A 15324-nucleotide genomic window follows, 5' to 3' on the forward strand; every position below is an offset into this window, starting at 1 on the left:
TTTGATGTGGCCATGAATTCGTTTTCGAACCTTTTGTCATTGATTTACCCTACTATGGTCATCTTGCAAAAAAAACATATATTAGACGCAAAAAATTATAACATGATATTTTGCAAGACATGCTTGGTTTTGTTAAATCTATGCCTGCATGTTAAAGAGCTGCAGCACACGGGAAATCGCGTCCTGCAGCTCCTCTAATAGTATCACAAATCGGCAATCCGGTTGCCTGAAAATGGATCGTTAAGCCTTGCATGAATGAGCAAACACGCATTCAGCCAACAATCGGTAGGAAGACAGTCTGCGTTCATAATCCGGCCCGCCCGTGACGGCAAGCAGCTGATGGGTTCCCAACCGGCTTGCGAGCCCTTTCAGCTCCGTCCATACCTGATCCGCCGTACCGGCATAATGCCGTTTCGGGCCTTGTCCTCCGGAAGGGGGAGCTTCATCAGCCGAAGGGACTGCTTTCGAATCGGCTCCGCGGGATTGACGTTTCCGCTCCATCTCCATGCTCCAATCGAGCGCCTCTTGTTCCGTCTCGGCACACAGCACGCTAACGGCAACCATGACCTCTGGCTCTGTCCGGTCGGCACTAGGGATGAATCCATCCCGATAACGACGAACCGCCTCCAGGCCGTCCGTATCGCTCATGAATTGGCCAAAGGCGTAACCCATGCCGAAACGCGCCGCATATTCGGCACTCTTCATATTCGTGCCCAGCATCCACAAGGATGGCGATTTGCCCGGAATCGGTCTTGCCCGTACGGGATGCTCCTCGTAAGCATAACGGTCCTCGAGCAGCTGGGTCAGGGCGGTTAACGATTCCGGAAGCTTTGATACGTGCTGCAAATAATTGCCGCTTAGCGCCATCGCCGCATGAGGACCTCCGCCAGGGGCCCGGCCGAGGCCAAGCTCGACGCGTCCAGGGTAAAGCGCAGACAGCAGCCGAAACGATTCGGCGACCTTCAGCGGGCTGTAATGCGGCAGCAGCACCGCCCCGGAACCAAGGCGGATGCTCTTGGTCAGCGCCCCGACATGGGCGAGCAGCACCTCCGGCGATGCCGAGGCCAGCTCCTCCATATCGTGGTGCTCCGACGTCCAATACCGCGAATACCCCCATGCTTCGGCATGCTGCGCCAACATGACGGCCTGGCGCAGCGCCTCTTCTGCCGACGCTCCGCCCAGCCTCGGCACCAGGTCAAGCACGCCGAGACGAGCCTTCTCGCGAACGCTCGCACCAGTACTTCTTTCTGCCCCCACAGATCTGTCTATAGTCAAATCGTTCCCTCCCTCCCATACTAAACTTTAAACACATTAGCATTCGCATTTGTGCAACGATCTCAAGCACATTCGCATTTATGCAACGAGTTCAACCATATTCGCATTTGCGCAATTAATTCCAAACTGATTCGCATTTGTGCAATTCACTCGCAGCATACAACCGCCCCATGCTGTTGGCAGCAGATTAGTCCAGATCGTAAATGGAGCCCACTTTCAGTCCGTACAATTCATTATATATTTTCTCGGCAAAGGCATCCGTCATGCCCGCGATGTAATCGATCACCATATGCTCCCAAGTCCAGATCGGCTGTGCCTTGGCCTGATCCTTCTCATAGCGCTGCAGCCAATCGGAAGGAATGATCGATTTCGACGTTTCGGGATCAAGGAACGCATCCCACAGCCGCTTAATCATCCATTCGCTGCGTTTCTGCAGCCGTTGTACCCGCAGGTCGCGAATCATCGTTACCCAGGCAAAGCTTTTCAGCACACTCACCGTGCGCAGCATGTCGAGATCCTCGGTCCCTTCGCGCACGAAGGTTACTTTCTTCCAATCCCCGTCATCGATGACGCCCAGGCTGCCCACGAAGAGACTGACCCAATACGCCTTGACCTCGCGGCGGGTGCGCGAATAATCATGCTCGCAGAAAGGCATTTTCTCATTCCAGACGCGCAGGAACGTCACCAGCACCTCATCTACTTTTTGCGCAATCGCTTCGCGGGTCCAGCCGCTCCAGAACGAATCCTCCAGCGTCGTAATTTTGTCCACGATCAGCTTTTTGATGTGCGGATCTTGCAAAAAGTGCTCATGCACCTCGATTTTGCCGGCCTTGATGCCGTCTTCCAAATCATGCGCAGAGTACGCGATGTCGTCGCACAAGTCCATGAGCTGCGCTTCCAGCGTTTTTTTGCCTGCCGGGATATCCCAGCGGTTCCGCACCTCGCGGATGTACTGCCATTCATGGTGATACATGCCCTTCTTGCTTTCCGTGCCCGGGTACGGGTACTTGTTGATGCCGAGCAGCACCGCGTCGGACAGGTTCAGCCCGTCGATATCTTCGCGCTTCTCCAAAAACATGATCAGCCGGAAATTGTGTGCATTTCCCTCGAAATGCTCATACTTGCGTTTTAGCTCGGCCCGGATTTCCGGCTCCTGCTGCGGCGATTTGGCGCCACGGCTTTTCTTCATGATTCGTTTGACCTCGGCGTTGATGAGATCATCCAAAATGCCATCCAGCACTTCCTCCCCTTTATGCCCAAACGGAGGATGTCCGAAATCATGCGCGATCGCCGCACATTCCACCACTTCCGAATCGATGATCAGGCCGGGGCTGTCCGCCTGTCCCAGATCCACCTCGGGATACCGACGCAACAGGCTGCGGGCCGCTTCGCGCGCAATCTGCGCCACTTCCAGCGAATGGGTCAGGCGCGTCCGGTAATAATCGCCCGTTCCTGCGCCAAACACCTGCGATTTACCCTGCAAACGGCGAAAGGTAGGCGAATGGATCAAGCGGGAATAGTCCCGTTCATACGCCGCTCGGGCACCATCCTGTTTCGCAAGCTCGGGATACTGTCTATGTTCTCTCAGATCGTTCCATTGCATGTTGATCACTCCTAGCCGACTGTCTCTATTTTGAGTGATTATACACAACATCAGCGGTTTCGAAAAGCAAAACCTATCTGAGATTGTCATCTCTTCTCACATCATTTTGTGAAATACACTCATCTCCTTCCATTATACCCTGTCAGTCTATCATGCGTGCACCTTCCATCGTACAAACAACTCATGCCATGGTACGTTGATTACAGCCAATGCACAAAAAAAAGCGATCCGCAAACCGTGTCGTCTGCGAGTCGCCCATGTGATCATTTGTGCCAAACTCGGAGGAGCTTACCTTTTCCATGCCGGCGAACTGACGACGCCGTATCTGCGGAGGGCTCTGCGTCCAAACCAGTTGAACAGCCTGTCGGTGGCAAACCCCATAAAGCCCAGGCAGATCAAACCAACGAAGATCCAGTCCGTGCGGAAAAAGAGACGCGAATTCCAGATCAGATAACCGACACCTTCATTAGAAGCAATCATCTCCGCCCCGATGATGGCCATGTAAGAAGTCCCCATGGCGAGCCTTACTCCGGTAAAAATATATGGCGTTGTGGCCGGTACTACCACATGCAGCAAAATCTGCCACTCACTAGCGCCCATGCTGCGGGCGGATCGGATTTTGTCTTCCTCCACGGCAAGCACGCCGGTTAACGTATTAAGAATGACGATAAAAAAGGTCGCATACATGATCAGCGCGATCTTCGACTGCTCGCCAATGCCGAACCAGACCAGGAACAACGTAATAAACGCGATCGGCGGAATAAAGCGGATAAAGTTCAGGAACGGCTCTGCGAACACGCGAATGACGTGCACCTGGCCGATGAGCAGTCCGATCGGAATGGCAATCAGACTGCCGAGAACCCATCCGATCAGCACGCGTTGAAAACTGATGGCAATGTAATGCACCAACGTGCCGTCGGCAATCAATTCCTTGGCGCCCAGCACAGTGGCCCACGGTCCGGGAATGACGTCCGGTCCGTAGATCAACGCCCCCGTCTGCCAGATGCCGAGCACAACCAACCACAATATCGGGACCGTCACCCATTTGCGTTCCAACCATTTCATGGCATCCTTCCTCCTATTCCCCAAAATGGCTGCCGATCCGCTCATAGAGCGCCCCGAATTCCTCGGAGGCGATATTGCGCGGATAAGGCAAATTCACGTCATAGATATCCGTAATGTTGGAGGATGGCCCCACAGACATAATGCCGATCCGATCGCCGAGCAGCAGCGCTTCCTGAATGTCATGGGTAACGAAAATAACCGTCTTGTTCGTCTCCCGCCAAATGTTGACCAGTTCCTTCTGCATCGTCCGGCGCGTCATCGCGTCGAGCGCGCCGAACGGTTCATCCATCAACAGGATGGCCGGATCGTTTGCCAGCACCCGGGCAAGCTGCACGCGCTGTTTCATGCCGCCGGACAGCTCTCTCGGAAATTTCGTTTCGTGGCCGCTCAGGCCAACCATCGCAATGAACCGATCCGATATCGCCCGGCGATCTCCCTTGGGCACATGTGCCATGCGCAGGCCGAATTCCACGTTCTCCCTGACGGTCAACCATGGGAACAGCGAGGAATCCGCCTGCTGGAACACCATGGCCCGGTCTTTGCCCGGTTTGACGACCTCCCGTGCATTGACCTTCAGCTGTCCGCCCGATTTCGAAACAAACCCTGCGATCATGTTAAGCAGCGTCGATTTGCCGCAGCCGCTCGGTCCAAGCAGGACAAAGAACTCTCCTCCCCGAATGACCAGGTTCACGTCTTTAATAATAAAATGGACATCCCCTGCCGCCACGTCGTTGTAGCTTTTGCGAAGCTGCTCGATCTCAATGGCCGATACCGTCGCCGATGTTGACATGTGCAAGCCCTCCTTCATATACGATTCATCTATTTTCCGTAAGTGACCTGGTCCGGCAGCGCCCTGCGCAGCGGTTCCAGATTCAATTTGCTTCCGAGATCGAAATCCTGTTGAATGATGCCGTTATCGACCATGTATTGCTTCTGGCCAGCCAGGCTGTCATAGGCCGCTTGCGTGAAACCGACCTCCCACGGATTGATCGGCAGATCTTTCAGCGTTGCTTCCTTCGGCTGCTTGGTTTCCTTGTACAGCAAATCGGCCACTTCATCCGGATGGGCCTGCGCATATTCCGAAGCTTGGCTGAGCGCCTTCAGGAAACCGCTAATCGCTTCAGGGTTCGATTCGATGAATGCATCGCTCGCCACAAGCCCCATGCCCAGCCGCACCGACGTTTGCGACATATCCGTCAGTTGGTGCACGTTGTCCAGTGCATCGAATTTGTCGGTCAGCGCCGAACCGATGACCCAGGACGCATCCAAATCGCCTTGCTTCAACGCAATGTATGCTTCGTCAAAAGAGCCCTGCCCCACCTGCGTGGCATCCTGAACCGCCACGCCGTTATCCTTCAAATATTCATCCCATAGATACGGAATGAACGTGCCCCTCAAAAAACTCAGCTTTTTGCCTTTCAGATCGGCGGCAGATTGGATGTCGTTGTTCACGTACAGCTTCCAGGCCGCGGCCGCCTGATCCGTTGCCTGCCCGGCCGAGGCGATGATGGAGTAGTCACCCTTGGATATGGCGTTTAATACGGGAAAGTCCGCGCCGTATGCAATATCGACCTGGTTGATGAACAAGGCGTTGACACCTTCAGCAGGTGTGCCGAACGTAATGCTCTCAGCGTCAATGCCTTGCTCTGCAAAGAATCCTTTGGCGATACCGACGCGAAACGTCGGGTTGCTTGCCGTATCGGCAATCCGGATTTTCACCTTGGCCCCGCCGGTTTCAGCACCGCCTGTTTGGGCTTCAGCCTTTTCTCCCGGCGCGCAACCGGACAGCACCAGCATTGCCGTTACAAGGAGCAGCATGGATGTATGAATGAATGTTTTTTTCACGAGGACCCACCTCTTCGTCTATTGGAATGATTGCCTATTCGTTTGCCTGCCCGTCTTCGTCGGATTTGACGTCGTCCGAAGTAGCTACGCAGGCGGCTTCCTCGACAAATGGCAGCGTAGCCGCAACGTTCACGACCGATTCCGCTCCTCTGGGCGCGGCTCCAGGGACGCGATAATCCTCTACGCGGATCGGTTCGATCGCCGCTTCCTCCGGTTTGTCCAGCTGTGGCACCCAGTTATAAGGAACCCGGTAAGAACGATACACCATGTTGGTGTTGCGCGTGTTCCAATACGGCGAAATGTATTCCCACACCAGCTCGTGCTCGCGCGTCACCTCAAACAGTCGTCCGTTCGAACCTTCGGTAATGAGCGTATTGCCATTGGCGAGCCGTTGGGCCGAGCTGATATATGGGCTATAAAATTTATAGGAATCGGTCGGCACCGAAAATCCCGCTTCCGCCGGGGTATACTGCCACACGATCTCCAGCGTGACCGGATCGATCTCCAGCACCCGGGAATGATCGCGCACCGCCGACTTCAGTCCATATGGGGAAGCGGGATTCGGCAGGCCATATCCGGCCCAGCCGCCGTTGTCGAACACAAGCAGGTTGCCTTCGCCCGGCAGGCCTCTTGGGATGATATGGGCATGATGCTGGCCGATGATCCACCCGATATGCTTCACTTCGGGAAGGGAGTAGTCCGGCCCAAGCTGCCAGACGATCTTTCCTGTTCGTTTGTCGGTGATCGCGATAATGTTCGCTTCGCGCGCATCCCAAATGATATTGTCCGGATGGAAACGTTCGTCCCCGGCATCATAGAAGCGGTTCGGGCCGACATAAGATGCGGAGTTGATGTGCAGCCAGTCGCCTACGCCTCCTCCCAGATTGCCGAACGAACGGGTATTCGGATCACGGAACAATACGTTGCGAGCAGCTTCATCGAAGCCCAGCTCTTCGAAATGCTCGTTCGCAGCCCATTCCCAGATGATATTTCCCTGCCAATCCACTTCGAGGATCGTGTCATCGAGCAGCGGTTTATCGGAAATTTTCGGATTGTTCACGTTTTTGTGGGACAAGATCAGCGTGGTGCCGCTGCCCACCTTCGGTACCAATCCCGGAGCATAGTACCCGACCGGATTGCCTTCCCGTTGGTAGTCATGATGCTGTCTTGCATACCAGAGCGGCTCGTATCCAGGGTCCTCGATATGTTCGTAGCCATCGTATTTCCAAACGATGTTGCCGTCCCAATCCACCTGCACCAGGTCAAGGTTATCCTGAATGCCGAACTTCGGATCTCGGCGCCCGGTGCTGCCGAGCACGTAACCGCCCGGGAACAATTTGGCCGGAAAACCGATCAAGCCTTTCCACAGACGCACTTCCCTGCCGTTCATGTCGATCAAAACAACGCCCTCGTCCCCGGCTTGAAAAATCGTATAACCGCTCCAAGCCTTCTCCGGCTGATACACCGTTGCTCCTGTCGGATAAATCGTTGAATGTCCCATAGTGATCGCTCCTTATATGTTGGTTAATAACTCAAATAATTTTGGTCATTGCTTCGTGCCGGCTTCTGCTTCTGTTCCTGATCCACAGGCACCGGAACTGCCGCATTCTGTTCGGCCAGCCCCAGCAGCGTTTCGGAGAACCCCTCCAGATTGGCAAAAATCCGTTCGTAGAAACGGCTCTGCTGCTCCAGCTCCTCTGCCGTGAATCCTTGAAACAGAAGCGTGATACATCGGTCACCGATGTTGTTGTTGCGCGCCACCATCTCCCGCCCTTTGGCGGTGATGTCCAGCAGTACCGTACGGCGGTCGTCCTCCTTGCGGCGGCGCACCGTATACCCAGCCGCTTCCAGTTTGTCGCTGAGCGCAGTGATCGCGCCAGAGGTGAAATCCATCTGTTCGGCCAGATCGCCAAGCCGCTGCTCACCGTCGCGAATGATCTTTTGCAGGACCAGCATGGCAGGCAATGTCACGCCCTCCACGCTGACGCGGTCCCGTTCCTTCACGAATCTGCGCACCATTTTGCGGAACAGGTCATCCGCCCGCGTCAGCTGTTCCCAAGTCTCTTTTTCCATTCAATTTGCCTGCCTTTCCATAAATTCGGCCTCTCTGGTCGGTTTTGGGCAATAAAAAAAGGCATCCGGCATACCACCCCTAATCGGGTTGGTATACAGGAGCCTTTGGCGGTCCAATGAGCTCAACATTATTTCACTGTTCATTTAATTAGTGTTGAAGGTTTGAGATAACTATAAACCCCTTATCCCTACCTGTCAAGTGTGTTTTAAAACAAAATATTTCATGTTGGCTGCACATCATTAAACGCAAAAACGGCAGGACATCCTCGTCCTGCCGCTTCCGCTCGTGACATTATACCATCACTTTGCAAATATCGTTGGTGAACTCTACCGGATCCTGGATCGGCAAACCTTCGATCAGCAAAGCTTGATTGTAAAGCAAGCTGGTGTACAGCTTCAATTTGTCCTGATCCTGCGCGAAGGCTTCCTTCAACGATTTGAACACGTCATGGTTCACGTTGATTTCAAGCACTTTATCGGCCTGCACGTCCTGGCTGTTCGGCATGGCTTTCAGCACTTTCTCCATCTCGATGGACAGGTCGCCTTCGGCGGACAAGCATACCGGATGGCTTTTCAGCCGTTTGGAGGCTTTAACGGATTTGACCTTGCCTGCCAGTTGGGCCTGCATCGCTTCGAAGAGCTCTTTGTTGTCGTTCTCGGAAGCGTCCTTCTCGTTCTCGTCCGCCGCGTCTTCGATGCCCAGGTCGCCGCTGGACACGGATTTGAATTCTTTTTCCTTGTAGCTCATGATCATCTTGATCGCGAACTCGTCGATGTCGTCGGTGAAGTACAGGACTTCGTATCCTTTATCCAGCACGCCTTCGATCTGCGGCAGCTTCTCGATGCGCTCCACGGATTCGCCAGTTGCGTAGTAGATGTACTTCTGGTCTTCCGGCATTCTGGAGACGTACTCGTCCAGGCTCACCAATTTCTTTTCTTTGGAAGACGTGAACATTAGCAAATCCTGCAGCACGTCCTTGTGCGTGCCGTAGTCGCTGTATACGCCGTACTTCAACTGGCGGCCGAATGCCTCGTAGAACTTCTCGTATTTCTCGCGCTCGTCCTTGAGCATGCTGAGCAGCTGGCTCTTGATTTTGTTTTTGATGTTTTTCGCAATCAGGCTGAGCTGGCGGTCATGCTGCAGCATTTCGCGGGAGATGTTCAGGGACAGGTCCTCGGAATCGACCATGCCTTTCACAAAGCCGAAGTAGTCCGGCAGCAAGTCGCCGCATTTGTCCATGATCAGCACGCCGTTGGAGTAGAGCTCCAGCCCTTTTTCGTACTCCTTGGTGTAATAGTCGAACGGCGTATGCTCGGGAATGAACAGAATCGCGTTGTACACCACCGCGCCGTCTGCGCTGATATGTACGTGTTTCAGCGGTTTGTCGAAGCCGTAACGCTTCTCCATGTAAAAGTTGTTGTAGTCTTCTTCAGTCAACTCGCTTTTGTTTTTGCGCCAGATCGGCACCATGCTGTTGATCGTCTGTTCTTCAGTATACTCCTCGAACTCGTTCTCCGCGCCTTCCTTCGGACGGGAACTGGTAATGTCCATTTTGATCGGATAACGGATGAAGTCGGAGTACTTCTTGATGATCGATCTCAGGCGATACTCTTCCAGAAACTCGTCGTAGGAGTCTTCTTCGGTGTTCGCTTTGATGGTCAGCACGATTTCCGTGCCGACGGAATCTTTCTCGGCCGGCGAGATCGTGTATCCGTCCGCGCCTTCGGATTCCCATCTCCACGCCTGGTCGCTGCCCAGCGCTTTACTCGTGACGGTGAGCTTATCCGCCACCATGAACGCAGAATAGAAACCTACGCCGAATTGGCCAATAATGTTGTGGCCGTCTTTCGCTTCGTTCTCTTTTTTGAACGCCAGGGAGCCGCTCTTCGCGATAACGCCGAGGTTGTTTTCCAGCTCTTCCTCGGTCATCCCGATGCCTGTATCCGTAATGGTCAGCGTGCGGTTGTCCTTGTCGATGGTAAGCTTAATGTAATAGTCCTCTTTGTTGAAGACGAGTTGATCGTCAGTGAGGGCTTTGTAATATATTTTGTCAATCGCGTCACTGGCGTTGGAGATCAATTCTCTCAGGAAAATTTCGCGCTGAGTGTAAATGGAGTTGATCATCATATCCAGCAAACGTTTGGATTCCGCCTGAAACTGTTTCTTGGTCATGAAGAATGGGTCTCCTTTCAGAATAGGAAATGGTTGGCTTGGGACTATGCCCTGGCCCATCGTATCGCAGTTCATGCAACGATGGCAACGATTAACTGTTAGCACTCGTTACATTGGAGTGCTAATCCCTTTCTTTTATATAACATATGGGAAATTTGGGTGTCAACCTGGCGAGTGGTTTTTAGACGAAAAGGTGGGTGGCGTGCGGATTGATGGGCGAAAAACGCTCTCCCTTTCTGCAACCCTCCAGGCTACCTTAAATTCTAACGAACATTAAACACCCTATTATAGAGAAATCAAGCGCTTGCAAACTGTAACGAACCTGAGACACCTTAATCGGCCGAAAATCGATCGTTTGGTGCCTTGGCACCCCGAATAACGATACTGAGGTTCGTTAGCGTGTGGGAGTGTGCCTTTTGGCCCTAATAAGACGTTTAATGTTCGTTAAATTTCGCCGGCTGCCCATCACGCGCCAAAAGGGCTGGTCTCCAATGCGACCACCCCTTATCCGTCCGTTCCCGGCATTGTTTTTTAATGCAACCTTCTCTATATGAAGCACACCACTCACTCACACGGTCCACCGCTGCCGATACAACAAACTTCGCTGCTGTTTACCACCACTTCAAACGACATCACCAGCCCAACTCTCACGATACCTACTTCACCATTTTGGGATCGAGCGTGTCGCGCAGGCCGTCTCCCAGCAGGTTGAAGCCCAGCACCGTCAGCATGATGGACAAGCCGGGAAAAATGAGCGTCCACGGCGCCTTTTGGATGAATTGGCGCGAGTCGGACAGCATTTTGCCCCACTCGGGGTCGGGCGGCTGGGCGCCCATGCCCAGGAAGCCGAGCGCGGCGGCTTCGATAATGGCTGTGCCGATGCCCAGCGTGCCCTGCACGATCAGGGGCGTCAGGCTGTTCGGCAGGATATGCCGGAACAAAATCCGGCTATTGCCGGCCCCCAGCGTTCGCGCGGACGTGATAAACTCCTCCTGCCGCAGGCTGAGGACACGGGAGCGCACCAATCGCCCATATGTCGGCACATTGACGATGGCGATGGCAAGCAAAGCGTTTTGCAAGGAAGGTCCGAGAATGGCTACAATCGCAATCGCCAGCAGAATGCCCGGAAAAGCCAGCAAAATATCGAACAGGCGTGAGATGACCATGTCGGCCCATTTGCCGTAAAATCCCGCGATTAATCCCAGCAGTGCCCCCGCAACGATCGAACCGATGACCGAAAAAAATCCGACCCACAGCGATATGCGCGCTCCATACAGCACCCGCGAAAAGATGTCGCGCCCGAGATCGTCCGTCCCGAACCAATGCCCGGCCGAAGGCGACTGCAACCGGTCTGCCAGCACCTGTTCCTTATAATCGTAGGGCGCGATCACCGGGGCCAGAAATGCCAGCACAATAAAAACCGTAATAATGACCATTCCCGCCAGCGCAAGCCGATTTCGGCGAAACGTTCGCCAGGCATCCCGCCATGGACCGGATTTCGGCACGTTTGCCACCTCAAATGCATGCCCGGTATTCGTCGATAATTTGGCCATGCGGCATCTCCTTTCGGTTCAGCTTCATTTGTAGTTGATGCGCGGATCGAAGACGGCGTACAGCAGATCCACGATCAGGTTGATGACGACAAAAAAGAACGCAATGATCAAGATGCCGCTCTGAATGACCGGATAATCCCTTGAACTGATTGCTTCATATATATAACGGCCGACGCCCGGCCAGGCAAAGATCGTTTCTGTCAGCACCGCGCCGCCCAGAAGCGAGCCCGTCTGAATGCCGATAACCGTCAGCACCGGAATGAACGCATTTTTGAGCGCATGCCCGTATACGACGAAAAAAGGACCGAGCCCTTTGGCTTTGGCCGTCCGGATATAATCCGAGCTCATCACCTCCAGCATGCTGGAGCGCGTCATACGCGCGATGACCGCCATCGGAATCGTACCCAGCGCGATGCTTGGCAGAATCAAATGTTTGGTGACCGTCCACAGCTGGTCCCAGCGCCCGGCGATCATCGTATCGAGCACGTACAGGCCTGTCACCGCATCCACCGGATCGCGCGGGTTCATACGGCCGATGGAAGGCAGCCATTGCAATTGGTTGGCGAACAGCCATTGTTCCATCAATCCCAGCCAAAAGATCGGCATCGAAACCCCGACCAAAGCAATGACCATGCAGCAGTAATCAAACCAGGAGTTGTGCTTCCATGCGCTGATAATCCCGGCGTTGACCCCAATGATAACTGCAAACAGCATGCTTGCCATCGTCAGCTCCAGCGTGGCCGTCAGATATGGCATAATTTCCTGGGCAATGGGTACCTTGGTGCGGATGGATGTGCCGAGGTCGCCTTGTAACAGGTCGCCAAGATAGGCGAAATACTGTTGAAGCCAGGGCTTGTCCAGTCCGAGCTGCTCGCGGAGCGCCTGTTTGGACTGTTCGGTCGCTTTTTGCCCCAGGATGGTTTCAGCCGGATCGCCGGGGATCGCATGAATTATGGAAAACACGATAATGCTCATGCCGAGCAGCACGGGCAGCAGTACAAGTACGCGTTTGACGATGTAACTGCTCAATCCTCATTCACCGCCTTTGCTTTGTGGCTGATTGGATTTCAAAGCGCCCGTCGGGCCTACATGGCTTGAGAAGTCGGTTCCGGGTGTCGGTTCTGGTAAGCATGGCAGGCCCGCCTGCGCTCTTGGAATGATTCGGTTATGCGCTAGCTATATAAACAGCACTAATCAATCACACAGGCCACTACGAGTGCAGTACCATCTTCCGATCGCTGTTATCCCCAGATTTACTGATTTTCTTCTCCAAAGAGGAAAATCCGGTGATAAGCCTATGCTTCCGATGCAGCTTTCCTTCAGATAGCTTTTAGAACGCTCCGCTTCTCCAGATTCTTTCTGACCCTTCCGTATTTGTGTATTTATCTAGTTCAACCTATATAGCTGCGAAACTTGTTATTCAAAATAGGCATTGGCATAGGATTCGCTGCCCAGCGGCGAAGGCGTAAAGCCCTTCAGGTTAGCTTTGCCTGCGAGAATCGGCGTCGTGTGCACCAGCGGAATCCACGGCGCGTCTTCTTTAATGATGACCTGCGCCTGTTTGTAAAGCTCGGCCCGTTTCTCTTGGTCCGTCTCTTTCTGAGCGTCGGTCAGCAGCTTGTGCAAATCCTCGTTCACGTAAAAACTGCGGTTGTTGCCGGGGATCGCATCCTTGTCCAGCAAGGTGTACAGGAAGTTGTCCGGGTCACCATTGTCGCCCGTCCAGCCGAGCATGTAAATGTCGTCCTTCTCGCCAGCCTTCGCATCATCCAGATACGTCGCCCATTCCGGGGATTCGATGTTGGCGGTCACGCCGATTTTTTCGAAATCCGCCTGGATCGCTTCGGCCACCTTGCGCCCATCCGGCATGTACGGCCGGGATACCGGCATCGCATAGAACGTGATCGGATCAGGCAAACCGTCCGGATAGCCCGCTTCCGCCAGCAACGCTTTCGCTTTTTCCAGGTCGTACGGATAATCCTCTATGGCGTCGTTATATCCCCACAGCGTCGGCGGCATCGGGTTCACGGCAGGCTGCGCCTGTCCGGCAAAGAAGGCATCGATGAGGGCCTGCTTGTTCACCGCATGGTTGAGCGCTTGGCGTACCAGCACGTTATCGAACGGTTTTTTCTTGAAATTAAAGCCGAGATAGGCCACGTTGAATGGCGGACGCTCGATTTTTTGCAGCTCGGCGTTGGATTCCAGAATCGACAGATCGTCCGGGTTCAGGTCTTCCATGACGTCGATCTCGCCGTTCTGCAAGGCGTTGAATCGGGCCGTGTTGTCCGGGATGGAACGCACGATCACCTTGTTCAGCTTCGGCAGGCCTTCTTTCCAGTAGTTTGGATTTTTGTCCAAAGTGATGGAATCGTTCCGCTTCCACTCCACAAAGACGAACGGTCCCGTGCCCACCGGCTCGTTCTTGAAGTTTTCCTTTTTCTCCTGCACCGCGGCCGGACTGGCAATGCCAAACGGCGTCATCGCGATATTTTGCAGGAATGGCGCCTGCGGCTGGTTCAAAGTGAATTCGACCGTCGTTTCGTCGATTGCCTTCACTTCCTTGATCACCCTTCCTTCCGGCGGGCCGAACATCGAATCGTAGTAGTCGAAGGAATCGCCCTCGAATTTGAACTCGCTGTTCGGATCGCCCCAACGATTGAAGTTGAATACAACCGCTTCGGCATTAAAATCGGTGCCGTCATGGAACTTCACGCCGGACTTCAGCTTGAACGTATACGTCAAGCCGTTCTCGGAAATTTCCCAGCTCTCCGCCAACCCCGGAACGACTTCCGTGCCGCCCTCCGTGTAATCGAGCAATGAATCGAACACCTGGTGCCCGATCTTCAGCGATTCCCCATCCGTCACGATTGACGGGTCCAGCGACACGGAATCTCCGCCGCGTCCCATGATCAGCGTATCCTGAGCAGCCGTTTCCGTCGGCGGGTCGCTGCCTTCCGCAGGTGCAGGCTTGTTCTGTCCGCTCTCTCCCCCGGTACATCCCGACAAAACGACCACCGTACTTAACGCCAGCATCATCAAGCCGGATAACCATTTTTTTCTGCTCCTCATACAACCAACACCCTTTCCCGTCTCAAAATTTTGCGCGCTGCCGCATAGACCAAAGGCATGAAATCGATATGTATCTTTATAGGCTTTGAATGCCTGTGATACCGCTAAATGGAGTGGCACCATGAACGATAAGGTTGTAAAAAATTGAACAAAGGTCAATTAGTAACAGCATAGTGGTGGTTAACAGAAGATCAGAACATAAACGATCCTGTCTGCAAGAGCGATTTTGTGGGGTTGAAGATAGCTTGTCCTAAAGGGAAAACGAATTGCCCATTAGATACAGCGATAGTATCAAACTGGGAAATGGAAGTGTTCAAGTGAATTGGTGTGTATAAACGGAACGTACGAAATGGCTGCGTGATCGCTGAGGTGTGAACATGTCCAACGGGACGACATTCCAATAACTTTGCAATGTTAAGGTGATGTCATGGTAAGAGGGTTTGTGTAAAACATTGTAGGGGATAAAACCATTTGGTGTACTTTACTTTACATTACATTGATCATTTAGACAAGAGATTTGCAGATATTCGTCCTCAACTTTATGCGTTATGTCAACATCCCTTACACAAAATGCGAAAATGGTATAACTTTTGGACAGTTTCCATTGCGAGTTTGGGAGAGCTGGCAATTGGAATTGGAGTTGGATTTGGAGTTGGATTTGGAATACG

At 53.4% G+C, this 15324-nt stretch carries 11 protein-coding genes; all 11 read right to left on the minus strand.

The window, feature by feature from the left end; genetic code table 11:
- Positions 1–240 precede the first annotated feature (240 nt).
- Positions 241–1269: an MsnO8 family LLM class oxidoreductase gene (locus tag L6H98_RS11785; RefSeq protein WP_236415402.1), complete on the minus strand. Its 1029-nt coding sequence runs from the start codon at positions 1267–1269 to the stop codon at positions 241–243.
- A gap of 193 nt (positions 1270–1462) precedes the next feature.
- Positions 1463–2878: a dGTP triphosphohydrolase gene (dgt, locus tag L6H98_RS11790; protein ID WP_236415263.1), complete on the minus strand. Its 1416-nt coding sequence runs from the start codon at positions 2876–2878 to the stop codon at positions 1463–1465.
- 288 nt (positions 2879–3166) lie between these two features.
- Entirely contained in the window at positions 3167–3943 is a 777-nt protein-coding gene (locus tag L6H98_RS11795; RefSeq protein WP_236415265.1) for an ABC transporter permease, read from the minus strand.
- 13 nt (positions 3944–3956) lie between these two features.
- Positions 3957–4733 (minus strand): ABC transporter ATP-binding protein, encoded by a 777-nt coding sequence (locus L6H98_RS11800; protein ID WP_236415267.1) that lies wholly within the window; start codon positions 4731–4733, stop codon positions 3957–3959.
- 29 nt (positions 4734–4762) lie between these two features.
- Entirely contained in the window at positions 4763–5788 is a 1026-nt protein-coding gene (locus L6H98_RS11805; protein WP_236415269.1) for an ABC transporter substrate-binding protein, read from the minus strand.
- Between the two features lie 34 nt (positions 5789–5822).
- Entirely contained in the window at positions 5823–7289 is a 1467-nt protein-coding gene (locus tag L6H98_RS11810) for an aryl-sulfate sulfotransferase (RefSeq protein ID WP_236415271.1), read from the minus strand.
- Between the two features lie 23 nt (positions 7290–7312).
- A complete protein-coding gene (locus L6H98_RS11815; RefSeq protein WP_236415272.1) occupies positions 7313–7861 on the minus strand; it encodes a MarR family transcriptional regulator in 549 nt (182 codons plus the stop codon).
- A 292-nt stretch (positions 7862–8153) separates the two neighbouring features.
- The gene (gene htpG / locus L6H98_RS11820; RefSeq protein ID WP_236415273.1) at positions 8154–10034 is read right to left on the minus strand and encodes a molecular chaperone HtpG; all 1881 of its coding nucleotides are present in this window, start codon (positions 10032–10034) and stop codon (positions 8154–8156) included.
- A 656-nt stretch (positions 10035–10690) separates the two neighbouring features.
- Positions 10691–11587, minus strand: coding sequence for a nickel transporter permease (nikC, locus tag L6H98_RS11825; RefSeq protein WP_236415274.1), 897 nt, complete (start codon positions 11585–11587; stop codon positions 10691–10693).
- Positions 11588–11611: 24 nt separating this feature from the next.
- The gene (locus tag L6H98_RS11830) at positions 11612–12616 is read right to left on the minus strand and encodes an ABC transporter permease (protein WP_236415275.1); all 1005 of its coding nucleotides are present in this window, start codon (positions 12614–12616) and stop codon (positions 11612–11614) included.
- Between the two features lie 387 nt (positions 12617–13003).
- Positions 13004–14656, minus strand: coding sequence for an ABC transporter substrate-binding protein (locus L6H98_RS11835; protein WP_236415276.1), 1653 nt, complete (start codon positions 14654–14656; stop codon positions 13004–13006).
- Between the last annotated feature and the right edge of the window lie 668 nt (positions 14657–15324).

Origin of the sequence: Paenibacillus sp. JJ-223, from assembly GCF_927798175.1 — a bacterium.
GTDB lineage: Bacteria > Bacillota > Bacilli > Paenibacillales > Paenibacillaceae > Paenibacillus > Paenibacillus hubeiensis.

Excerpts from the sequence above, each read along its gene's own strand:
- L6H98_RS11800 (WP_236415267.1), bottom strand. The coding sequence starts at position 4,733 with ATGTCAACATCGGCGACGGTATCGGCCATTGAGATCGAGCAGCTTCGC.
- L6H98_RS11835 (WP_236415276.1), bottom strand. The coding sequence starts at position 14,656 with ATGAGGAGCAGAAAAAAATGGTTATCCGGCTTGATGATGCTGGCGTTA.
- L6H98_RS11815 (WP_236415272.1), bottom strand. The coding sequence starts at position 7,861 with ATGGAAAAAGAGACTTGGGAACAGCTGACGCGGGCGGATGACCTGTTC.
- htpG (WP_236415273.1), bottom strand. The coding sequence starts at position 10,034 with ATGACCAAGAAACAGTTTCAGGCGGAATCCAAACGTTTGCTGGATATG.
- nikC (WP_236415274.1), bottom strand. The coding sequence starts at position 11,587 with ATGGCCAAATTATCGACGAATACCGGGCATGCATTTGAGGTGGCAAAC.
- L6H98_RS11810 (WP_236415271.1), bottom strand. The coding sequence starts at position 7,289 with ATGGGACATTCAACGATTTATCCGACAGGAGCAACGGTGTATCAGCCG.
- dgt (WP_236415263.1), bottom strand. The coding sequence starts at position 2,878 with ATGCAATGGAACGATCTGAGAGAACATAGACAGTATCCCGAGCTTGCG.
- L6H98_RS11795 (WP_236415265.1), bottom strand. The coding sequence starts at position 3,943 with ATGAAATGGTTGGAACGCAAATGGGTGACGGTCCCGATATTGTGGTTG.